Origin of the sequence: Arthrobacter sp. zg-Y750, assembly GCF_020907365.1 — a bacterium.
Classification (GTDB): domain Bacteria; phylum Actinomycetota; class Actinomycetes; order Actinomycetales; family Micrococcaceae; genus Arthrobacter_B.
In genome coordinates this window covers 67,778-88,640 of the sequence record NZ_JAJJOC010000024.1, presented here as the reverse complement: position 1 = coordinate 88,640, position 20,863 = coordinate 67,778, and the positions used below count along the sequence as shown (strand labels likewise).

The 20,863-nt window shown below is 66.0% G+C and carries 21 protein-coding genes; 13 read left to right on the top strand and 8 right to left on the bottom strand.

Going from position 1 to position 20,863, the window contains the following annotated elements:
• Positions 1–149 precede the first annotated feature (149 nt).
• Genes LOC57_RS16565 through LOC57_RS15650 form a run of 5 tightly spaced genes read left to right on the top strand, consistent with a single transcriptional unit; the run spans position 150 to position 5,074 of the window.
• Positions 150–860 carry an ANTAR domain-containing protein gene (locus LOC57_RS16565; RefSeq protein WP_229960832.1) on the top strand — a complete coding sequence of 237 codons (711 nt, stop codon included), beginning with the start codon at positions 150–152 and terminating at the stop codon, positions 858–860.
• Positions 861–908: 48 nt separating this feature from the next.
• Complete coding sequence (locus tag LOC57_RS15665; RefSeq protein WP_229960830.1) at positions 909–1,892, top strand: aldose 1-epimerase family protein; 984 nt, start codon at positions 909–911, stop codon at positions 1,890–1,892.
• Between the two features lie 48 nt (positions 1,893–1,940).
• On the top strand, positions 1,941–3,248 hold the full coding sequence (locus LOC57_RS15660) for an AI-2E family transporter (protein ID WP_229960828.1): 1,308 nt from the start codon (positions 1,941–1,943) through the stop codon (positions 3,246–3,248).
• A gap of 2 nt (positions 3,249–3,250) precedes the next feature.
• Positions 3,251–4,492 carry a threonine ammonia-lyase gene (gene ilvA / locus LOC57_RS15655; RefSeq protein ID WP_229960826.1) on the top strand — a complete coding sequence of 414 codons (1,242 nt, stop codon included), beginning with the start codon at positions 3,251–3,253 and terminating at the stop codon, positions 4,490–4,492.
• A 3-nt stretch (positions 4,493–4,495) separates the two neighbouring features.
• Entirely contained in the window at positions 4,496–5,074 is a 579-nt protein-coding gene (locus LOC57_RS15650) for a rhomboid family intramembrane serine protease (RefSeq protein WP_227914080.1), read from the top strand.
• 22 nt (positions 5,075–5,096) lie between these two features.
• On the opposite strand, the gene greA is transcribed toward LOC57_RS15650, so the two are convergent.
• A complete protein-coding gene (greA, locus tag LOC57_RS15645) occupies positions 5,097–5,588 on the bottom strand; it encodes a transcription elongation factor GreA (RefSeq protein WP_227914081.1) in 492 nt (163 codons plus the stop codon).
• Positions 5,589–5,825: 237 nt separating this feature from the next.
• A complete protein-coding gene (locus LOC57_RS16380; protein WP_227914082.1) occupies positions 5,826–6,290 on the bottom strand; it encodes a DUF4307 domain-containing protein in 465 nt (154 codons plus the stop codon).
• 56 nt (positions 6,291–6,346) lie between these two features.
• Between LOC57_RS16380 and mca the strand changes: the two genes are divergently transcribed.
• The 3 genes from mca to LOC57_RS15625 all read left to right on the top strand — a co-directional run bounded on the left by mca (position 6,347) and on the right by LOC57_RS15625 (position 9,818).
• On the top strand, positions 6,347–7,264 hold the full coding sequence (gene mca, locus LOC57_RS15635) for a mycothiol conjugate amidase Mca (RefSeq protein WP_229960824.1): 918 nt from the start codon (positions 6,347–6,349) through the stop codon (positions 7,262–7,264).
• 62 nt (positions 7,265–7,326) lie between these two features.
• Positions 7,327–7,656 (top strand): hypothetical protein, encoded by a 330-nt coding sequence (locus tag LOC57_RS15630; protein WP_227914084.1) that lies wholly within the window; start codon positions 7,327–7,329, stop codon positions 7,654–7,656.
• An 11-nt stretch (positions 7,657–7,667) separates the two neighbouring features.
• Entirely contained in the window at positions 7,668–9,818 is a 2,151-nt protein-coding gene (locus LOC57_RS15625; protein ID WP_229960822.1) for a thioredoxin domain-containing protein, read from the top strand.
• Here the strand turns inward: LOC57_RS15625 and trhA are convergent.
• Entirely contained in the window at positions 9,815–10,567 is a 753-nt protein-coding gene (trhA, locus tag LOC57_RS15620) for a PAQR family membrane homeostasis protein TrhA (RefSeq protein ID WP_227914086.1), read from the bottom strand. The two genes, LOC57_RS15625 and trhA, sit on opposite strands and share 4 nt — an antisense overlap.
• A gap of 178 nt (positions 10,568–10,745) precedes the next feature.
• On the opposite strand from trhA, the gene LOC57_RS15615 reads away from it, so the two are divergent.
• The 4 genes from LOC57_RS15615 to LOC57_RS15600 all read left to right on the top strand — a co-directional run bounded on the left by LOC57_RS15615 (position 10,746) and on the right by LOC57_RS15600 (position 14,055).
• Positions 10,746–11,507 carry an isoprenyl transferase gene (locus LOC57_RS15615; protein ID WP_227914087.1) on the top strand — a complete coding sequence of 254 codons (762 nt, stop codon included), beginning with the start codon at positions 10,746–10,748 and terminating at the stop codon, positions 11,505–11,507.
• 171 nt (positions 11,508–11,678) lie between these two features.
• Positions 11,679–13,001 (top strand): PhoH family protein, encoded by a 1,323-nt coding sequence (locus tag LOC57_RS15610; RefSeq protein WP_227914088.1) that lies wholly within the window; start codon positions 11,679–11,681, stop codon positions 12,999–13,001.
• Positions 13,002–13,061: 60 nt separating this feature from the next.
• Positions 13,062–13,580, top strand: coding sequence for a prepilin peptidase (locus tag LOC57_RS15605; protein ID WP_227914089.1), 519 nt, complete (start codon positions 13,062–13,064; stop codon positions 13,578–13,580).
• Between the two features lie 4 nt (positions 13,581–13,584).
• A complete protein-coding gene (locus tag LOC57_RS15600) occupies positions 13,585–14,055 on the top strand; it encodes an NUDIX hydrolase (protein WP_229960820.1) in 471 nt (156 codons plus the stop codon).
• A gap of 134 nt (positions 14,056–14,189) precedes the next feature.
• On the opposite strand, the gene LOC57_RS15595 is transcribed toward LOC57_RS15600, so the two are convergent.
• The 5 genes from LOC57_RS15595 to LOC57_RS15575 form a co-directional block, all read right to left on the bottom strand.
• Positions 14,190–15,920: an MDR family MFS transporter gene (locus LOC57_RS15595; RefSeq protein ID WP_229960818.1), complete on the bottom strand. Its 1,731-nt coding sequence runs from the start codon at positions 15,918–15,920 to the stop codon at positions 14,190–14,192.
• Positions 15,917–16,660: a TetR/AcrR family transcriptional regulator gene (locus tag LOC57_RS15590; protein ID WP_229960817.1), complete on the bottom strand. Its 744-nt coding sequence runs from the start codon at positions 16,658–16,660 to the stop codon at positions 15,917–15,919. The genes LOC57_RS15595 and LOC57_RS15590 overlap by 4 nt, the downstream gene beginning before the upstream one ends.
• 136 nt (positions 16,661–16,796) lie before the next feature.
• Positions 16,797–18,218, bottom strand: coding sequence for a class II fumarate hydratase (locus LOC57_RS15585; protein ID WP_227914093.1), 1,422 nt, complete (start codon positions 18,216–18,218; stop codon positions 16,797–16,799).
• Positions 18,219–18,279: 61 nt separating this feature from the next.
• Positions 18,280–18,921, bottom strand: coding sequence for a carbonic anhydrase (locus tag LOC57_RS15580; protein ID WP_227914141.1), 642 nt, complete (start codon positions 18,919–18,921; stop codon positions 18,280–18,282).
• A 74-nt stretch (positions 18,922–18,995) separates the two neighbouring features.
• Entirely contained in the window at positions 18,996–19,598 is a 603-nt protein-coding gene (locus tag LOC57_RS15575) for a DUF4245 domain-containing protein (protein ID WP_227914094.1), read from the bottom strand.
• A 188-nt stretch (positions 19,599–19,786) separates the two neighbouring features.
• On the opposite strand from LOC57_RS15575, the gene glpX reads away from it, so the two are divergent.
• Positions 19,787–20,827: a class II fructose-bisphosphatase gene (gene glpX, locus LOC57_RS15570; RefSeq protein WP_227914095.1), complete on the top strand. Its 1,041-nt coding sequence runs from the start codon at positions 19,787–19,789 to the stop codon at positions 20,825–20,827.
• Positions 20,828–20,863: the final 36 nt, after the last annotated feature.

Sequence of the window (20,863 nt, the reverse complement as noted above, 5' to 3'; positions counted from 1 at the left end):
GAAACCAATTTGGACGCTTACTCTGGGCACCCGCCGCCGGCCGTACCTACTATGGCCGGCGTGGGGAGCGGTCCCTGCATGGGGAGCAGCGGGACCCGGAACAGGTCACACGGCCAAGGCCCGGGCACCTGCTGGAAAAGGAGTCTTCGGTGGCCGAACATGACCGGCAATCCGTGCTGGAAGAACTACTTGACGTCCTGCTGGCCGACTGGGATCCGGAGGTGTTCCTGGCCGGTGCTGCGGAAGCAGCCGCAAGCCGGCTGGGGCTCGCGGCCCCGGGCGGATGCGCGTTGGCAGTGAACCGCAGCCGCCGGCCCCTGCTGTCCGCCCGATCCGCCGGACTGGCGGCGGAGGCGGCCGGCTTCGGACCGGGCAGCCCGGCAGGGACGGTGCTGGGCGGTGGCCCGGACGCCGTCGTTCCGGATGTGTGCGCGGAGCAGCGGTGGTCCGCAGTGGCCGGTGCAGGTGCCGCAGGCGTACGTTCGGTTGCCGCCGTTGCCCTGCCGCTGGCGGGGGAGCGCGGGGTGCTGGCGTGCTATTCGGGCCGGCCGAATTCCTTCGGACCGCTCGAAACGGGCACTGTCCGCGGTTTCGCGGCGGCGGCCGCCAAACCCCTGCGCCTTGCTCTGCTCCTTGATATGCAGACCGCAAAGGCAGCGAATCTCCAGGCAGCACTGGAATCACGCACCGTGGTGGACCTGGCTGCGGGCATCATCATGGGACAGAACGGCTGCAGCCAGCAGGCAGCCATCGACATCCTGCGCAGCGTCTCCAACAGCCGCAACATCAAGATTCGCAATGTGGCCGCCGGCGTCGTGGCAGCAGTCAGCGACCGGGTTGATACCCATTTCGATGAGTAGCTTCCCTGGAGGGGACCGGAGCCGGAGCCCTTAGGTAACGTTGAACCCATGAATGGAACCGGCACTGAACATGCAGCGGCCCTCCCGGCTACCGGCACCCAGTACGAGATCAGCCGTGGCAGCGCCCGTGCGGTGATCGGTTCCCTCGCCGGAGCGCTGCGGCACTACTCCGTGGACGGGGTGGAGTTGTTTCAGTCCTACCCGGATGCCGCCATACCGCCCTCGGCCAACGGTGTCCTGCTTGCGCCGTGGCCCAACCGGGTGGCGGACGGGCTGTGGACCCTGGACGGTGCGGAGCAGCAGCTGGACATCACCGAGCCGTCGCGCGGCCACGCAAGCCACGGGCTGCTGCGCAACACCGGGTACACGCTCCGCGAGCAGGACCAGGCATCCGTGGTCCTGTCCGCCGAAATCTTCCCGCAGCACGGGTATTCGTTCCATCTCCTGCACACCGTTCGCTACGGCTTGGACGACGACGGCGGGCTGGCGGTGCGCCAGAGCCTCACCAACCTGGGAACATCGCGCGCACCTGTCGCCCTGGGCGCGCATCCATTCCTGCGCTTGGGAGATGTGCCCACGGAAGACCTGGTGCTGACCGTTGCAGCTAACGCAAGGCTCACCACCGATGAACGCCTGATCCCCAATGGCAGGGAGGAACCCGCCGGGGAAACCGACCTGCGCACCGGAAAACGCGTGGGCGGACTGGATCTGGACAGCGCCTACACGGACCTCCAGCCGGCCGGAACGGAGACCGGAGGAGGCGGGGAACCCGGGTACCGGCACACACTCACTGCGCCGGACGGGCGTACCGTCAGCCTCTGGACCGGACCCGAATGCGGCTATGTCCATGTTTTCGTCACGGACAAGTTCCCCGGACAGGACTGCGCCGTGGCGCTGGAACCGATGACCGCTCCGGCCAACGCGCTGAACTCCGGGGAAGGGCTGGCCTGGCTTTCGCCCGGCGGGAGTTTCGATGCGCAGTGGGGTATCCGGGCCGGATCAGCGGACCGCGGCGGTAACAGCACGGAATAGCCGCGTAAAGTCAGCTTCACCACCAGCAGGGTGTGGAAGGATGGCCCCATGAAATCCCATGCACGCCGCGCGGCTGCGCCCCGGGCGCTGCAGGCCGCAGCAGCGAATCCAGTCCGGTCAGGGGAAGATGTCCCCTTCGCCCTGCGGGTAAGCGCAGCTTGGGCCTGGCGGCTGGGCATAGTGCTCATAGTGGGGGCGGGGCTCATCTGGGTCCTGAGCCATTTTTCGCTGCTCATCATTCCGCTGATGATCGCCGCACTGCTCGCCGGACTGCTTTCGCCGGTGAGCAACTGGCTGCGCCGGAACAGACTGCCGGGCGGACTTTCGGTGGCAGTGACCCTCCTGGCGTTCCTGGGGCTCATTACCGCCGCGCTGACCCTGGTAGGCCGTCAGCTGGCCCTGGGCTTCCAGGACCTGTGGGGCGAAACCATGGCAGGAGTCCGGCAGATCCAGGACTGGCTGTCATCCGGGCCGCTTCACATCAGCACGGACCAAATCGACTCACTGTTCAGCGAAGCCAGTGACACCCTGCAGGAGAACTCCGGGAGCATCGTTTCCGGCGCCCTCAGCGTGGGCAGCAGTGCCGGACACTTTGCCGCAGGCGTGCTGCTGACCATCTTTGCCCTGATCTTCTTCCTGCTGGACGGGCCCCGAATCTGGCGCTTCACTGCTGGACTCCTGCCGAGGCGGGCACGGCCCGCGGCCTACGGTGCCGGAATCCAGGGCTGGGACTCCATGGTCAATTACGTGCGTGTCCAGGTGGTTGTTGCCCTGATCGATGCGGTTGGCATCGGCGGCCTGGCCGCGCTTATCGGCGTGCCTCTGGCCCTGCCCCTGACCGTACTGGTGTTCCTGGGGTCTTTCGTTCCGCTGGTTGGAGCCTTCGTGACCGGCTTCGTGGCGGTGCTGCTGGCCCTGGTGGCCAACGGCTGGGTCAATGCGCTGGTGATGCTCGGCATTGTGCTGTTAGTCCAGCAGGTGGAATCGCACATCCTGCAGCCCCTGGTGATGGGCCGTGCCGTCTCGCTCCATCCGCTCGCCGTCATCCTTGCCGTCACCGGAGGGACCCTGGCCGCAGGCATTCCGGGGGCCCTGTTCTCAGTCCCGTTGCTGGCCATCCTCAACGCCGTGGTCCGGTACATTGCCGCCCGGCACTGGGAAAATGACCCGGCAGTGGAAGAGCAGTTCGGCGCCGGTCCGCACTCCGGGCCGGATCTCCACGGCAACGATCCGGGGGACGGGGCAGCCGGAGACGGGAACTCCGGGACCGGCGGTAAGACCCCCGGAGCCGGCAGTGACGGCAGCGACCATGAACATAACCCCGAACGCGCGTTTGTTCCGAAGGAAGAGCACTGACTTTGACAGATCTGCCCAACCTGCCCGTAACCCTGGATGACATCCAAGCCGCTGCCAAACTGCTTGACGGCGTGATCGCGCAGACCCCCATTGAGGTGTCGCGTGCGCTGGGACGGGAAACCGGCTCGGACGTGTACTTCAAGTGTGAAAACCTGCAGCGGGCCGGGTCTTTCAAGGTCCGGGGCGCCTATGTGCGCATGGTCAAGCTCTCCCCGTCGGACAAGGCCCGCGGCGTGGTGGCCGCTTCAGCGGGAAACCATGCCCAGGGGGTGGCGGTTGCCGCGGCCAGGCTCGGCATTGCCGCACGGGTGTACATGCCTCACGGGGTGGCCCTGCCGAAACTGGCGGCCACGCAGGGACACGGCGCAGAAGTTGTCCTGCACGGCCACAACGTAGACGAAGCGCTCGCCGAGGCCCAGCGGTACGCCGATGAAACCGGTGCCGTGTTTGTCCATCCGTTCGACAACGTGGACGTGGTGGCCGGCCAGGGAACCATCGGACTGGAACTCCTGGAACAGATTCCGGACCTGGACACCGTCATCATGGGGGTGGGCGGCGGAGGGCTGCTCGCTGGCGTCGCCGTCGCCGTTAAGTCCCGGGCACGGGAACTGGGCCGGGACATCCGGATCATCGGAGTGCAGGCCGAAAATGCGGCGTCGTACCCGCCGTCGCTGGCGGCGGACGCCCTGGTGCCCCTGACCCGGGTGTCCACCATTGCGGACGGAATTGCCGTGGGCAGGCCGGGCCAGCTGCCGTTCTCGATCATCCGGGAGCTGGTGGACGATGTTGTGACCGTCAGCGAGGATTCCCTGGCCCGGGCCCTGATTTTCCTGTTGGAGCGTGCCAAGATGGTGGTTGAACCCGCCGGTGCGGTGGGGGTGGCTGCCCTGATGGACGGGAAAATCGAGAATCCCGGCACCACGGCCGTGATCCTGTCCGGCGGCAACATTGACCCCATGCTGATGCTGAAGGTCATCCAGCGGGGCCTGGCCGCCGCGGGACGCTATCTCGTGGTCCGGATCCTCCTTGACGACCGTCCAGGCTCGCTGGCCACCATCTCGCGGATCATTGCCGATGCGGATGCAAACGTCACCGGAGTGGACCACACCAGGGTAGGAGGATCCATCAGCATGGGAGACGTGGCAATCACCATCAACATGGAAACCAAGGGCCACGAGCACTGCGACCTGGTCCTGAAGAACCTGCGCGCGGAAGGCTTCCAGCCCATGGTGCTGGAAGGCTGACCCGTGCTCGCCCAACGGGCCCGGACCGCCCTGATCGGTTCGCTCGGTTTCGCCGCCCTGCTGTGGGCGGTTTACCTGCTCACCATGGTGTTTTCGCCTGTGGTTCTGCCGCTGCTGGGCATCCTGCCCCGCCACGTGGAGGGGCTCGACGGCGTCGTGTTCGCTCCGCTGCTGCATGCCGGCTTTGGGCACCTGGTGGGGAACACGCTGCCGTTGATTGTGTTTTCCTTCCTCACCCTGTTGGAAGGGATGCGCCGGTTCGCCTGGGTCCTGGCCATCTCCTGGCTGGCTTCCGGGATAGGCGTGTGGCTTTTCGGGAGCGGCCTGACGGTGGGTGTGTCCGGCGTGGTGTTCGGACTGTTCGCCTACCTGATGGTGCGCGGCTTCTACAGCCGCAGCATTGTCCAGATCCTGCTCAGCGCCGTGCTGTTCCTGATCTACGGGTCCATCCTCTGGGGCGTGTTCCCCACGGCGCTGGGTATCTCCTGGCAGGCGCATCTGTTCGGCGCCGCCGGCGGTGTGCTTGCCGCCGTTCTCCTGCGGAACAGCCCCGGCACAACGCAAAAGCGGGCCCTCCCGTAGGAAGGCCCGCTTTGAGGGGAAGTTAGCCGGCGTAGGGCTTGGCGGAGATGATCTCCACCGGGATGCTCTTGCCGTTCGGGGCCAAGTACGTGGTGGAATCGCCCACCTTCAGGCCCGAGATGGACGCGCCAAGGGGAGACTTTTCGCTGTAGACGTCGATGCTGCTGTCCCCGGCGATCTCCCGGCTGCCCAGCAGGAAGGTCTCGACGTCGCCGGCCACGCGGGCTTCAACCAGCATGCCCGGCTCAACAATGCCGTCATCGGCCGGTGCTTCGCCAACGTGCGCAGTTTCAAGGAGCTGGGTCAGCTGGCGGATCCGGGCCTCAGTCTTGCCCTGCTCTTCCTTCGCCGCGTGGTAGCCGCCGTTTTCCTTGAGGTCGCCCTCGGAGCGTGCCTGCTCGATGCGGGCAACAATCTCCGTCCGTCCGGGGCCGGACAGGTGTTCCAGTTCCGCCTTCAGGCGGTCGTAAGACTCCTGCGTGAGCCAGGCGACAGATGCGCTGTTGGTTGACACGGGTATCTCCTTAAGTACATCCGGACCACCGATTGGTCCGGCGTGGCTGTTGATTGCCCGCCGGCCGGATTGGCCTGACAAGCAAAGACCCCGCCGGGCGGGACCGGGCTGGTCTGCAATTCACAGATATTCTCTGCAGTTCACAGGACCCGGACACCTGGGCGGGGCTATTCGTGGTTCCCATACTAGTTTGCCTCCGGGCTTAACCCAAGATGCCGGGCTAAGACGGTCCGGCGGCTACTCGCCGGATCCCTCCACGAGCCAGCATGAGCCGACACCGCCGGTAACGCCGGGGGAATCGATGCGCAGCTCCTGCTTCTGGGCGCTGCTCGCGGGCACATCCGGACCCAGGATCACTGTTTTCCAACCCACGACGGCGTAGCTTTCGTTGAGCACCTGCACCGCGCAGGCCGCTGTTGAGCCGGGGGTTTTATCCACCCGGAAATCCACCACAGCGCGGCCTTCTTCCGGGAAGGAAAACCCGACGTCTTTGGACGTCACCGTACCTGCGGAAGAGGGGATGTTCATCAGGGCCGCCACCACGACGGCGGCGGCCACGGCGACCGAGGAAATGATGATGCCGGCCCGCCGGGACAGGCGCCGCTTTGGAGCGCCGTAGCGATTGGCTAATCTGGACTCGGACGTGGAAACGTCCGGCTGCTGGGGTGCCGACTTCTCGGGCTGACCAAACGGTGTGCTCACATGCCTATTTTAGCCGCCGATTCCACCGCCACATTCCGCTGACCACAGGAGTTGCCTTGTCTGCCCCCGATAGCACCACATCACGGCCCGCCGAGCCGCTGCGCCTGCTCGCAGTGCACGCCCATCCCGACGACGAGGCGAGCAAGGGCGCAGCCATGATGGCCGCCTACGCAGCCGCCGGCGTCGAAGTCATGGTGGCTACCTGCACGGGCGGCGAACAGGGCTCGATCCTTAACCCCGGAGCGGAGAACGATCCTGCGGGCAAACGCGACCTCGCCGGGCTGCGGCGCCGGGAAATGGCCGCCTCCCAGGCCGCCCTGGGTATTCACCACCGCTGGCTGGGCTTTGCCGACTCCGGTCTGCCCGAGGGTGATCCGCTTCCTGACCTGCCCTTCGGGTGCTTTGCACAGCAGCCGCTGGAACGGGCTGCCGCGCCGCTGGTGAAGCTCGTCCGGGAGTTCAGGCCGCATGTAATTGTCAGCTACGACGAAAACGGCGGCTACCCGCACCCCGACCACATCATGGCGCACAAGGTGGCGGTGGAGGCCTTCGAAGCTGCCGGCGACCCGGAACTCTACCCGGGCACCGGGCCGGCCTGGGAGCCGCTGAAGCTGTACTACGACCGCGCCTTCAACCCCGAACGTTTCCGCGCCCTGCACTTCGCCCTGGAAGAAGCAGGACTGCAGTCCCCGTATGCCGAGCGGATCGCCGCCTCGCAGGAGACCGACACGGAGGGCCACCAGCCGCCGGTACCAACCCATCCCACCACCACGCAGATTGAATGCGGGGACTTTTTCGAGGTCCGGGACCAGGCGCTGCGCAGCCACCGCACCCAGGTGGACCCCGACGGCTTCTTCTTCGCGGTCAGCGCGGACATGCAGCGCAAGGTCTGGCCGTGGGAGGACTACTCCCTGATCGAGTCCAGGGTGGAAACCGAACTCCCCGAGACCGACCTGTTTGCTGGCATACGATAGGGGCTGGGGACGTCTGATCCGCTGCCGTCTCGGCACAGAGTGAGCTTAGAGAGAGATATACCGTGAACTTCCTGTACAGCCTGCCTCTTGCCGTCACCCCGGCACCCGATGAAACGCTTGCGCCGGGGGTGGACCCGAAGGACGTCACGCCGGGCTTGCTGGGCTTCATTTTCACCCTGTTTATGGTGATTGCGATCATCTTCCTGATCCGCGACATGACCAAGCGCATCCGCCGCGTCCGCTACCGCGAGCAGCTTGCAACGGAACTGCTCGAACGCGAAGCGGCAGCCGGACGCGGCGGGCGCACCGCCGCCCCTGCTTCCTCCGGGCAGACCCCGGCGGAAGGTTCGCACCCCTCAGACCCGGACAGCTCCGGGAAGCACCTGCATTAGGAGTACCAACCATGGCCGGGAGACTGCGGGACCAGGCATCGGCGTATCTGCGCCAGCACGCTGATAACCCGGTGGACTGGTGGCCCTTCGGCGAGGAAGCCTTCGCCGAAGCACGCCGCCGCAATGTTCCGGTATTTATCTCGGTGGGGTACGCAGCATGCCACTGGTGCCACGTCATGGCCCATGAGTCCTTTGAGGACGCCGCAACGGCGGCTTACCTGAACGAGCACTTCGTCTCGGTGAAGGTGGACCGGGAAGAACGGCCCGACGTCGACGCCGTGTACATGGCCGCCACGCAGGCCCTGACCGGGCAAGGCGGATGGCCCATGAGCGTCTTCACCCTGCCGGACGGCCGAACCTTCTACGCCGGCACCTACTTCCCGCCGCAGCAGCTGCAGGGGGTGCCCGCGTTCCGGCAGGTACTTGAAGCTGTTTCTTCGGCGTGGCGGGACCGGCCGGAGGAAGTGGAAACCAGCGCGGCGCAGATTGCCGCCCACCTGGCCTCGGCCCAGGACGGGAACCGGCGCCTGGTAGGAGCTCTGGACCTCGCTCCCGGCACCTCCGGCACCTTGTCGCCGGAGGTGCTGCCGGCCGCCGTCGCAGCCGTTGGGGAGCAGGAAGACACCCGCTTCGGCGGGCTGGGCGGCGCCCCGAAGTTCCCGCCGTCGCCGTTGCTGCGTTTCCTGCTCACCTACGGAGCCGGCGGCGGGGCCGGGTCCGGCGCCGCTGCCGCCCTGGCGGACCGCACGCTTGAAACCATGGCCCGCAGCGCACTGTATGACCAGCTGGAAGGCGGCTTCGCCAGATACACGGTGGACCGCGCCTGGTCCGTGCCTCACTTCGAGAAGATGCTCTACGACAACGCCCAGCTCCTGCGGCTCTACGCGCACTGGAGCCGCTTGGCGCCCGCCCCGGCCCAGCGGCGTCTCGCCCTGCGGGTCAGCACCGATACTGCCGGCTGGTTGGCCAAACGCCTCCTGGTGGACGGCGGGGGATTCGCTTCGTCCCTGGACGCCGACACCGTGGTGGACGGCCGGCGCCGGGAAGGAGCCACCTACGTCTGGACCGGCGAGGAACTGCGAGCCGTACTGGCCCGGGCGGGTGCCGGCACCGAGGCAGATGCAGTGCTGGATCTTCTGGACTTGGAGACCGGGCGGATGGAGGAGGGCGGATCCACCCTGCATTTCGGGCGAAGCCTCGACCCGGAAGAGGAGCAGCTGTGGCTGCGCTGGAGCCCGGCCCTGCTGGCGGCGCGCGACTCGCGGCCGCAACCCGAACGCGACGACAAGGTGGTGGCGGGCTGGAACGGACTGGCTATCGCTGGCCTGGCCGACGCAGCCCTGGCCTTGGCGGACGCTGACGACGCCGGCGCGGGCCCCGAGTCCCTGCCCCATGCCGAGGCCCTGAACCTGGCCCGGAACGCGGCGGAGTACCTGCTGCGGGTCCATTATCGGGACGGGGTCCTCATCCGGGTGTCGCACAACGGCACGGCCCGGGGGATCGAAGGGCTGCTCGAGGACTACGCCGGGGTGGCCGAGGGCCTGTTCGCCCTCTTCGCAGCCACCGGGGAAGAGCGCTGGTACCGTGCAGCCGAGGAACTGGTCCTGGCCGCCGAACAGCGGTTCATCACCGACGGCGTCCTGCAGGACACCGCGGTGCGTACCGGACAGCTCTCTGCGGCGCAGGGAGCGGTGGCCTCCGCGGACCCGCTGGACGGGCCTGCTCCGAGCGGTACCGCACTGTTCGCCGGTGTGCTGGTGACCTACGCCGCCTATTCCGGCTCCTCCCGGCACCGCGCCCTGGCCGAGGCACTCGTGGCCCATGTGCAGGTGGTGGGAGCCCGTGCGCCCCGCGCCGGCGGTTGGGCGCTCTCGGTTCTGGCCCAGGCGCTGGAGGGGCCGCGGGAACTGGCCGTAACCGGCACCGACTCGGAGCTGGTGCAGCACCTGCTCCGGACAGGGAGGGCCGCCGGCGGACCGGCTGTGGTGACGGCCTTCAGGGAGGGTGCGGGCACCGGTGGAGACTCCTCCGTCCCGTTGCTAAGGGACCGAGGAGCGCCGGACGGCTCAGCCCTGGCCTACCTGTGCCGCGGCATGGTCTGCAGCCGGCCGGTGTCTGATCCGGAAGCGTTGGCTGAACAGTTCGGGACCCGGCAGCCCTAGTGGCCCGCGCCGAGCACGGCGGACATGATTGCCACGTAGTGGCACGCGAACCCTGCCAGTGTGAAGGCATGGAAGATTTCATGGAAGCCGAACCATTCCACTGACGGGTTGGGGCGCTTCATGGCGTAGATGACCGCTCCTGCAATGTACATGGCTCCTCCCACGCAGATGAGCCATGCAGCCGCCGGGCTCGCACGGTAGAAGTCGGGAATGTAGAAGAGCGCGGCACAGCCCAGCGCAATGTAGACCGGGGTGTACAGCCAGCGCGGCGCGTTCAGCCACAGCAGCCGGAAGGCGACGCCCACCAGGGCGCCGGCCCAAATCAGCCACAGCAGGGTTGTCGCGCTTCCCCGGGGCAGCAGTGCCCAAGCCAGGGGGGTATAGGAACCTGCAATCACCAGCATGATGTTGGTGTGGTCCAGGCGCTTGAGTACCTTCTTGACCTTGGGTGACCAGTTGCCGCGGTGATAGACGGCGCTCACGCCGAACAGCAGTACACCGGTAAAAGCGTACACAGCGGAGGCGATCCTGGTGCCGGTTGTGGGGGAGAGAATTACCAGGACAATGCCTGCTGCCAGCGCAAGCGGCGCAGCACCTGCATGGAACCAGCCGCGCAGGCGCGGCTTGACTTCGAGTTCTTCGGCGAGGGATTCAACCACACTTTCCAACGGGCCCGGGGCTACCCGGGAGTCGGGATCATGCTGAGCGGGGACGCCGTGTGGCCGTGCGGAAGATGATGACGAATCCATAACGGAAATTCTAACCTACGATCGGGTAACTTACGGTTGGGTAAGCGGGCGGCAGGGCCGGGTTGCGCGCTGCCGGGGCGAGCTAGCGGTAGCCTAGGAGAAGATTTTTTCTTCTTTAGGCAGACCCGGGCTGCAGCAGCCCGTCTGCTCCGCCCGGACCTGGCAGGTGAGGCAAGCTATGAAATTCCCCGGTGTTGTCTACGCCCTCTACGAGCGTAAGCTCCGTCGGTCCCTCAGCGGGGCGCGGCTGCCCGAACACATCGGCGTGATGGTCGATGGAAACAGGCGGTGGGCGAAACTCGCCGGTGCTCCCACCAGCGACGGGCACCAGGCCGGAGCGGATAAAATCCTCGAATTCCTCGGCTGGTGCCAGGAACTCGGCGTCCGTATGGTCACTCTGTACATGCTCTCCACCGACAACCTTAACCGTGACGCTGGCGAGCTTGAACCGTTGCTGGACATCATCGGGAACACCTTGGACCGGCTGGGTGAAGAGGGCAACCTGCGGGTCCAGCCTGTGGGGGCCCTCGAGATCCTTCCCGAAAGGCTGGCGAAGCAGCTCACCGAACTCGGGAACAGCACCGGCGACGCCGACGGAATGCACGTGAACGTGGCCATCGGCTACGGCGGACGGCGGGAGATCGTTGACGCCGTCAAGGAACTGCTGCAGGACGCCGACAGCGAGGGCAAGACAATTACGGACGTCGCAGGCGAGATTTCGGTCACCCGGATTTCCGAGTACCTCTACACCCGCGGGCAGCCGGATCCGGAACTGGTCATCCGCACCTCCGGCGAGCAGCGGCTCTCCGGATTCCTGATGTGGCAAAGCGCGTACAGCGAGTTCTACTTCTGCGAAGCCCTGTGGCCGGATTTCCGGCGCGTGGACTTCCTGCGTGCCCTGCGTGACTACGCCAGCAGGCAGCGGCGCTTCGGTTCCTGACAGCCTTTCCCCGCGAAGAGCCTGGGGTCTTCCCCGGGGGGAGGGCCGTGTCCTGCTGCCGCCCGGTACCGGGCGGGCGTACTTTGGTGCTAGCGGTCAGCACGGAGCCGGCCGGAACGCAGCACAGTCCAGCAACCGGGGCCCGGGGGCGGCCCCTGATGGGAGTCCGCAGTGGCAGCTGACCAGTTTGTGCAGGCCTTGGAACGCACCACCTTTGTATTGGACACATCGGTACTGCTGTCCGATCCCCGGGCGATCCTGCGGTTCGCCGAACACGAAGTAATCCTCCCGCTGGTGGTCATCACCGAGTTGGAGCGCAAACGCCAGGACCCCGAGCTCGGGTACTTTGCCCGGAACGCCCTGCGGCTGCTCGATGAGCTGCGGGTGCAGCACGGCGGACTTGGCGCACCCATACCGCTGGGGGAGAGCGGAGGAGTCCTTAGGGTGGAACTGAACCACGTCTCCACCGACGTACTGCCGGCCGGGATCCGGGGCAGCGACAATGACAGCAGGATCCTGGCGGTGGCCAAAAGCCTGGCCGATGAGGGCCGCAGCGTCACGGTGGTGTCCAAGGACCTGCCCATGCGGGTCAAGGCCTCGGCCGTGGGACTGGACGCGGACGAGTACCGCAACGGCCTGGTGCGCGATACCGGCTGGACCGGAGTGGCGGAACTGGAAATCTCTGACGCCGACATGGCGCTTCTGTATGACCACCAGCCGCTGTTCCACCCTGAGGCAGCGGATCTTCCGGTCAACACCGGAATGGTGCTGATGGCCGGGCGCGGCTCGGCCCTGGGCCGCGTAGGTACGGATAAGCGGCTGCGGCTGGTGCGCGGGGACCGGGACGTCTTCGGCCTGCACGGCCGGTCCGCGGAGCAGCGGCTGGCCATTGACCTGCTGATGGACCGGGAAGTGGGCATAGTATCCCTGGGCGGCAGGGCAGGGACCGGCAAATCCGCCCTGGCCCTGTGTGCCGGACTGGAGGCGGTCCTGGAGCGCCGGGAACACCGGAAGGTGGTGGTGTTCCGCCCCCTGTACGCGGTCGGCGGGCAGGAGCTGGGATATCTGCCCGGCTCCGAGTCGGAAAAGATGGGACCCTGGGGCCAGGCTGTGTTCGACACGCTGGAGGCACTGGTCTCGCCGGAAGTGGTGGAGGAGGTCCTGGACCGCGGCATGCTCGAGGTGCTGCCCCTGACCCATATCCGGGGCCGGTCCCTGCACGACTCCTTTGTGATCGTGGATGAGGCGCAGTCGCTGGAGAAAAACGTGCTGCTCACCGTGCTCTCCCGCATCGGCCAGAATTCCAAGGTCGTCCTGACGCACGACGTCGCGCAGCGGGACAACCTGCGCGTGGGCCGTCACGACGGCGTGGCAGCGGTGGTGGAAACGCTGAAGGGACACCCGCTGTTCGGGCACATTACGCTCACCCGGTCCGAGCGTTCCCCCATTGCGGCCCTGGTGACGGAACTGCTGGAAGAGGGGCAGATCGGCTAGCTTGTCCACACCTGGAGGACGTCGCCTGCACAGCCCGGGCCCGGGGCATAGCGTGTAGCCATGGCTGGCACACTGGCGGACTACTGGACTGCTCCCGGCGGCATGCATGCCGGCTGGCTGCTGGGCCTGGCGCTGGCATGGTTTACGGTGCTGGCCGTCCGCTTGAGCGCTGCCGATATCCGCACCCGGCGCCTGCCGGATGCGCTGGTGCTTCCCTCGTATCCCGTGGCTGGAGCCCTGCTGGCCGCCGCTGCGCTGGCCGTCGGGGAGTCCGGACGGATTGCCGGCATGCTGCTGGGTGCTGCTGGTCTGGGGGCCGGGTTTTTCGTCCTGCGGTTGCTGAATCCTTCCGGGCTGGGCCTTGGCGACGTCAAACTGGCCGGGCTCCTGGGGCTCTACCTCGGTTTCCTTGGGCCGGGCCACGTGCTGGCGGGAACCATGGCTGCGTTTGTGTTCGGCGGGATATGGGGGCTGGGGCTGATCCTTTCCCGGCGCGGGACGGCATCCTCCACGTTGCCCTTCGGGCCGTTCATGCTCCTGGGTGCCGCCGCGGCTATGCTGGCGCCCGGCCTACAGTAGAGGCATGCCTACTCCTGATTTTGTCCTGTCCCTGCGCGAGAGGATCGGACACGATCCGCTGTGGCTTCCCGGCGTGACCGCCGTCGTGTTCAACTCCGAGGGGCAGGTGCTGTTGGGCCGCCGCTCCGACAACGGAAGCTGGGCGCTGGTCACCGGCATGCTGGATCCGGGGGAAGAAGCAGGTCCCGGAGCCCTGCGCGAGGTTGAGGAGGAGACGGGGGTAAGGGCTGAAATCGAGCACCTGATCCATGTTGGCGCGCACGGCCCGGTCACCTTTCCCAACGGGGATGTATGTTCCTTCCTGAACCTGGCGTTCACGTGCCGGTACGTTTCCGGCACGGCACGCGTGAACGACGACGAGTCCACCGAGGTGGGCTGGTTCGCACTGGAGAACCTGCCGCCGCTGAGTGACCGGCACAAGATGCTCATCGACCTGGCGCTGACCGCCGACGGCGTGCCCGTCTTCCAGCGCTGAGCAGGGCTTCCCAAGCAGTCGAACAACCGAACAGCCGAACAACTGAACAGCCGAAAGGGGCCGCCCCGCAGCAGCGGGACGGCCCCTTTCGGCTGTTCCAACCCAGTTCCGGACGAAGAGCATCCCGGGGGCGGTTACCGCTCGCGGTAGGGATTCTCCGGAGCCTGCTCCGGGGCTACCCGCGTTCCCGTAGTCTCCGTCGCCGGGGGCACGGCTTCGGCCGACGGATCTGCGGGTCCGGACTTCGGAGCGGTGCCGTTGAGTGCGGCCAGGCGTTCGGCCTCCAGCCGGTCCGCCTCTTCCCCGCCCACTGCTTCCCCGCGCGCGACCATTCCGGCGACGTCGGAAAGCGGAATCTGCTTCAGGAAGAAGGCCAGGACCAGGGCGATCACCAGGAATGGGATCAGGTACCAGAACACCGGGGCAAGGGAATCGGCGTAGGCGGTGACAATGCCGTCCCGGAGCGGTTCCGGAAGGGTTTCCAGCACGGAAGGCTGCAGGGTGGCCGTTGCTTCCCCTGCGGCAGAGGCGTCAAGCCCCGCACCGGCGAAGGTTGCTTCCAGTTTGTCCGCGAGCCGGGACGTGAACATCGCACCGAAGATCGCGACACCCAGTGATGCGCCGACTTCCCGGAAGTAGTTGTTGCTGGAAGTCGCGGTGCCGATCTGGTCCACCGGAACGGAGTTCTGTACGACCAGCACCACAACCTGCATGATGTAGCCGAGGCCCGCGCCGAATACGAACAGCTGCGCGCAGATCACCCAGACGGGAGTGTCGGCGGACAGAGTGGTCATCCACAGCATGGCCGCAATAACCAGGACGGCGCCCATGATCGGGTACTTCTTGTACTTGCCGGTCTTGGTGATGGCCAGGCCGGAGTAGATCGAGGTGCCCATCATGCCCACCATCATCGGCAGCATCAGCAGGCCGGAGACGGCTGCGGAGGTGCCGGTGGACATCTGCAGGAACGTGGGGACGAAGGCCAGGGCCGCGAACATGCCCATGCCCAAGGTGAAACCGATGGCCGTGCTGTTGACGAAGATCGGGTTCCGGAAGAGGCTGAGCGGAATGATGGGATCGGCTGCGCGGCGCTCGATCATCACGAAGATCAGGGCCGCCAGGAGCATCCCCGCGCCGAAGAGCAGGGTTGCCGGGTCCGTCCAGCCGTAGTCGTCCCGGCCGCCGAAATCGGTGAAGAAGATCAGGCAGGTGGTTGCAATGGAGAGGAACACCACGCCTCCGACGTCGATCCGCTTTTCCGCCTTTTTGGTGGGAAGCGTGAGTGCGAAGAACGCAACGAGGAAGGCAATGATGCCGATGGGAATGTTGATGTAGAAGGCCCACTGCCAGGTCATGTGGTCAACGAAGAAGCCGCCCATCAGCGGCCCCGCCACGGCGGACAGTCCGAAGATGCCGCCCAGCGGTCCGAGGTACTTGCCCCGCTGGTTCGCCGGCACGATGTCGGCAATGATCGCCTGGGAGAGGATCATCAAGCCGCCGCCGCCCAGGCCCTGGATGGCCCGGAAAATCACGAAGCCCCAAAAATCGGTGGCGAAGGCGCAGCCAACGGACGCGGCGGTGAACAGCGCGATGGCGAACAGGAACAGGTTGCGCCGGCCCAGTACGTCACCGAACTTGCCGTAGATCGGCATCACGATGGTGGTCGCCAGCAGGTAGGCGGTGGTGATCCAGGTCTGGTGCTCGACGCCGCCGAGTTCCCCGACGATGGTGGGCATGGCCGTGGAAACAATGGTCTGGTCGAGGCTGGACAGGAGCATGCCCGCGATCAGTGCGGAGAAAATGATCCAGATGCGTTTCTGGGTCAGCAAAAGCGGCCCGGGGGCGCTTTTCGCGGTGGTTGTCATTCGGTGTCCTTGGCGGGGTTGGCGGGGTCAGGGGAATCAGCGGGTTCGGGGGAACCGGTGGGGGCGGGTAAGGGAGGCGGTTCGGCGGGCAGAGACAGCGGTTCCGCTGCCGAAAACACTTCGACGGCGGCATTCACCGCGGTGACGAGCGTGCTGCGGTAGGACGCCGTGTTGGCCGGGTCAAAGAAGACCATGCCGGCCCGCTGGACGAGTGCTCCGAAGAGTGCCACCAGGACGGCAATGCGCGGATCGTCCGCAGGAAGGGATTCCCGGGCCGCAACTATCCGGCGGAATTCCTCCTCGGCTTCGCGGGAACCGTGCATGGCTTTGGAAATCAGCCGCGGTTCCGCGCTGATGGCCTCCTTGAGCTGGGCCATTTCCGTGCGCGACATAGCCATGCGCTCGGTCATGCCGACCGCGAGTTCCACAAAGTCCGGCACGAGGGTGGAGGACAGTGTCCCGGGTGCCGATGATGCGCCGCCCTCAATGAAGCGCCGGACCAGGTCCTCCGGGAGGTCGTCGGCCGGCGAGCCGAGGATGGCGTCTTCCTTGGCGGGGAAGTAGTTGAAGAACGTCCGGCGGGAAATGCCGACCCGTTCACAGAGCTGTTCCACGGTGAAGCCGTTCACGCCCTTGGCTGCAGTGAGGGTGCGCGCAGCAGCCGTTATGGCAGCCCGGGTGGCGGTGCGCTTGCGTTCCCGCAGGCCCCCGCAGTCCTCATTTGTTGCACTATTACTCACGCGGTAAATGTTTGCACTATGGACTGGCATGTGCAAATTCCATCAGGGGAGGGCCGGGAAAGGGCACCCGGAAAAACCGGATGCCCTTTCGCCGGAGCTGCGCGTGGCGTGCTGCAGGCGGCGTTTGTGCTGCCTGCTATGCCTGGGGCGGCTTCGTCATCGAGAGGACGTCCAGGGCCTTGTCCAACTGTTCCTCGGTCAGTTCGCCGCGTTCCAGGTAACCCAGGTCTTCGACGGCCTGACGGATGGTCTTGCCTTCCTTGACGGAGTACTTGGCGATCTTGGCCGCGTTCTCGTAGCCGATGAACTTGTTCAGCGGGGTGACGATGGACGGGGATGCTTCGGCGAGATAGCGGGCACGCTCAACGTTGGCTTCGATGCCGTCAATCATCTTGTCCGCCATTACGCGGGAAGAATTGGCCAGCAGCCGGATGGACTCCAGCAGGTTCGCGGCGATCACCGGGATGCCGACGTTGAGTTCAAAGTAACCGAACGTGCCGGCCCAGGCGACGGCGGCGTCGTTGCCTACTACCTGTGCGGCCACCTGCATAACGGCCTCGGAAATGACGGGGTTGACCTTGCCCGGCATGATCGAGGAGCCCGGCTGGAGGTCGGGAATGGCGATTTCGCCCAGTCCGGTGTTGGGGCCGGATCCCATCCAGCGCAGGTCGTTGGCGATCTTGGTGAAGGATACGGCGATGGTGCGCAGCATGCCGGAAACCTCAACCAGGGCGTCACGGTTGGCCTGTGCCTCGAAGTGGTCGCGCGCTTCGGTCAGCGGCAGTCCGGTGTCGGCGGCCAGCAGTTCGATGACCCGCTGCGGGAATCCGGCCGGAGTGTTGATGCCGGTGCCGACGGCGGTGCCGCCAAGCGGGACCTCCGCCACGCGGGGGAGGGAGGCCTGCACCCGCTCGATGCCGTAGCGGACCTGGGCGGCGTACCCGCCGAATTCCTGGCCCAGCGTTACCGGCGTGGCGTCCATCAGGTGGGTCCGTCCGGACTTAACCACGTCCTTGAACTCTTCGGCCTTGCGCTCCAGTGACGCGGCAAGGTGGTCAAGGGCCGGGATCAGGTTGTTGAGCAGTGCCGACGTAGCTGCCACGTGCACGGAGGTGGGGAAAACGTCGTTGGAAGACTGCGACGCGTTAACGTGGTCGTTCGGGTGGACGGTGGTTTCGCTGCCAGCGTCCCGCAAAGCACGGGTAGCCAGCTCGGCGAGGACCTCGTTGGTGTTCATGTTCGAGGATGTACCCGAACCGGTCTGGAAGACGTCGATGGGGAAGTGGCCGTCATGCATTCCAGTGGCGACGGCGTCGGCTGCCTTTTCAATGGCCCGGGCGCGCTCTTCGTCGAGCACCCCCAGTTCGGCGTTGGCAGTCGCAGCGGCCTTCTTGATCCGGGCGAGCGCTTCGATGTGCGAGGTTTCCAGCATGGTGCCGGAAATGGGAAAGTTCTCGACCGCGCGCTGCGTCTGTGCACGGTAAAGGGCGGCGGCCGGAACCCGGACCTCGCCCATGGTGTCGTGTTCGATGCGATATTCGGAGGTGTCAGAAGTCATGTCCCCAAGCCTAGTGTCCCGACCCGCCGCAGTAGAAACCGCTGCGCCGCAGCGCAAACCACTACTTGGGCAGTGCCGAACGCAGGACGGCGGGGTGTTCCAGTGCGCCGAACCCGGAGACCAGCTCTGCGTTGCCCTCGGCCAGCCGGTAGGACAAACCGATGACGGCCACGCGGCCGTCCTCCACGGCGTCAGAGATGACCCGGGAGCTTTCCACCAGGCGCTCGGCGGTCTGCTTGGTGTGCTCCACCACCATGTCGTTGACCTCAAACAGGTTCTTGCGGTGCGAAGCCAACACCGACGGAGTAATCCGCTCCACCAGGGAGCGAACATACCCGGTGGGGGTTTCCCCTGTGTCCACGGCTTCCTTCGCCGCGGTCACCGCGCCGCAGCTGTCATGGCCGAGAACCACAATCAGCGGCACGTTGAGCGTTCCAACGCTGTATTCAAGGGAACCGAGGACGGCGTCGTCGATTACCTGGCCCGCGGTGCGGACTACAAAGGCGTCCCCAAGACCGAGGTCGAAGATGATTTCCGCAGCGAGGCGCGAATCCGAGCAGCCGAAGATGACGGCAAAAGGATTCTGGCCCTCCACCAGTGAACTGCGGCGCGGGGCGTCCTGGTTCGGATGGTTGGCGCTCCCGGCAACAAAGCGTTCGTTGCCTTCACGCAGTTTCTGCCAGGCCTGGGCGGGGGTGATCATCTTTTCTGTCTCCACGGTTCCGAGATTACTCCTTCGGCGGCCGGACGCCGTAGTGCCTTCCTTGGCACCCGGCATCAGTTGCCGCGCAGGTCCTCCACCACGTGCTCGGCCAGGACATCGAATTCGCTCAGCTCTCCGGAGCCCGTGAGCACCACGGTCAGGCCCTCGACCTCGGCCACCATGGATGCCTTCCCGCTGGAGGAATCCCGCAGTTCCCACGTCACTCCGCCGGCCTGCCGTTCCCCGGCGACGGCGGAGTCGCCGGTCGACTCGTACACCCAGGTGGGATTGGCCGCATTGGTCTCGGTGAGGGCAATAAATTCAGTTCCAGGCGTGACATATCCCACCTCCCACGTGGGCACGCCGTTGTTCTCTCCGGTGTTCCAACGCGCGTAATTGGCCGTCCAGCCATCGGGAAGCTCAGGGTCCAGCGGGCTGTAGCCGGCATCCCCGGCAGCCTGGTTGGCCGCAGCTGTGACATCGACATTGCGTGCCTGCATCTTGGGGGACGGATTCAGCAGCACCGGCACCAGGCACAGCGCCAGCGTCAGGCCGGTGGCGATCAGCATGCCCATCACGGTGGCATTGGCCCGCTTGGCCTGCTTGGTGGTCAGGACCGGCGTCACCGCGTCTTCGGCCTGCTGGGGCTGCTGGGGATCAGGCTGCGTTTCACTCACCCCTCCATATTCTCTTATGCGGCGCTGAACTCCTACTCCGCAAAACCCGCTCCGACAAACCGGCCGGGTCAAACCGGGCCGCAGATATCCGGTCGCCGGGTGGTGGCAAAAGCCACTCAGACTATGATCGGAGAAAGGTCATCTGCTCCAACGGGTGTCCGCAGACGGTTTACATCGAAATTTCAAAGATGAGGTTTGACGTGTCCAAAGGTGCCCAGTACTCAACACTTTCCCCCGCACTAGCAGTCGGAGATTCGGAGCCGGACCGCAACCTGGCTCTCGAACTGGTCCGTGTCACGGAGGCAGCCGCCATTGCCGGCGGCCACTGGGTGGGCTTCGGCGACAAGAACGCCGCCGACGGCGCAGCAGTGGACGCCATGCGTTCGCTCATTTCCACGGTCCACTTCAACGGCGTAGTGGTCATCGGTGAGGGCGAGAAGGACGAAGCGCCCATGCTCTACAACGGCGAGCACGTTGGCGACGGCACCGGCGCCCTGTGCGACGTTGCCGTCGACCCCATTGACGGCACCCGCCTTACGGCACTGGGCATCAACAACGCCCTCGCCGTCCTGGCTGTCGCTGAGCGCGGCACCATGTTTGATCCCTCCGCCGTGTTCTACATGGAAAAGCTCGTGACCGGCCCGGAAGCCGCCGACATGGTGGACCTGCGCCTGCCGGTCAAGCAGAACCTCCACTTGATTGCCAAGGCCAAGGGCAAAAAGATCAACCAGCTCAACGTCATGATCCTCGAGCGTGACCGGCACAAGCCGCTGGTGCAGGAAATCCGCGACGCCGGTGCCCGGACCCGGATGCTGATGGACGGCGACGTCGCCGGCGGCATTGCTGCTGCACGCGAAGGCACCGACGTCGATGCCCTGATGGGAATCGGCGGCACTCCCGAAGGCATCATTACCGCCTGCGCCATCAAGACGCTCGGCGGCGTGATCCAGGGCCGGCTGTGGCCCACCTCCGATGACGAGAAGCAGAAGGCAATCGACGCCGGACATGATCTGGACCGGGTGATGTCCACCAATGACCTGGTCACCAGCGATAACTGCTACTTCGCTGCGACGGGCATCACCGACGGCGATCTGCTGCGCGGGGTCCGTTACAAGAAGGACCGCGTCCTGACCCAGTCCATCGTGATGCGCTCCAAGTCCGGCACTATCCGCGTGGTGGACGGCGAACACCAGGCGCACAAGTGGGAGTCCTACGCCCGCGCCAACTAGTCCGCAGGCCTCGCGCCCCAGTACCAAAAGCGTCCC

Bases quoted from the DNA above. Each gene is read 5' to 3' on its own strand.
- trhA (WP_227914086.1), bottom strand. From the start codon at position 10,567: ATGGATTCGTCATCATCTTCCGCACGGCCACACGGCGTCCCCGCTCAG.
- LOC57_RS15600 (WP_229960820.1), top strand. From the start codon at position 13,585: ATGCCTACTCCTGATTTTGTCCTGTCCCTGCGCGAGAGGATCGGACAC.
- LOC57_RS15595 (WP_229960818.1), bottom strand. From the start codon at position 15,920: ATGACAACCACCGCGAAAAGCGCCCCCGGGCCGCTTTTGCTGACCCAG.
- LOC57_RS15625 (WP_229960822.1), top strand. From the start codon at position 7,668: ATGGCCGGGAGACTGCGGGACCAGGCATCGGCGTATCTGCGCCAGCAC.
- LOC57_RS15605 (WP_227914089.1), top strand. From the start codon at position 13,062: ATGGCTGGCACACTGGCGGACTACTGGACTGCTCCCGGCGGCATGCAT.
- LOC57_RS15615 (WP_227914087.1), top strand. From the start codon at position 10,746: ATGAAATTCCCCGGTGTTGTCTACGCCCTCTACGAGCGTAAGCTCCGT.
- LOC57_RS15580 (WP_227914141.1), bottom strand. From the start codon at position 18,921: ATGATCACCCCCGCCCAGGCCTGGCAGAAACTGCGTGAAGGCAACGAA.
- glpX (WP_227914095.1), top strand. From the start codon at position 19,787: ATGAGGTTTGACGTGTCCAAAGGTGCCCAGTACTCAACACTTTCCCCC.
- LOC57_RS15660 (WP_229960828.1), top strand. From the start codon at position 1,941: ATGAAATCCCATGCACGCCGCGCGGCTGCGCCCCGGGCGCTGCAGGCC.
- LOC57_RS15665 (WP_229960830.1), top strand. From the start codon at position 909: ATGAATGGAACCGGCACTGAACATGCAGCGGCCCTCCCGGCTACCGGC.
- LOC57_RS15585 (WP_227914093.1), bottom strand. From the start codon at position 18,218: ATGACTTCTGACACCTCCGAATATCGCATCGAACACGACACCATGGGC.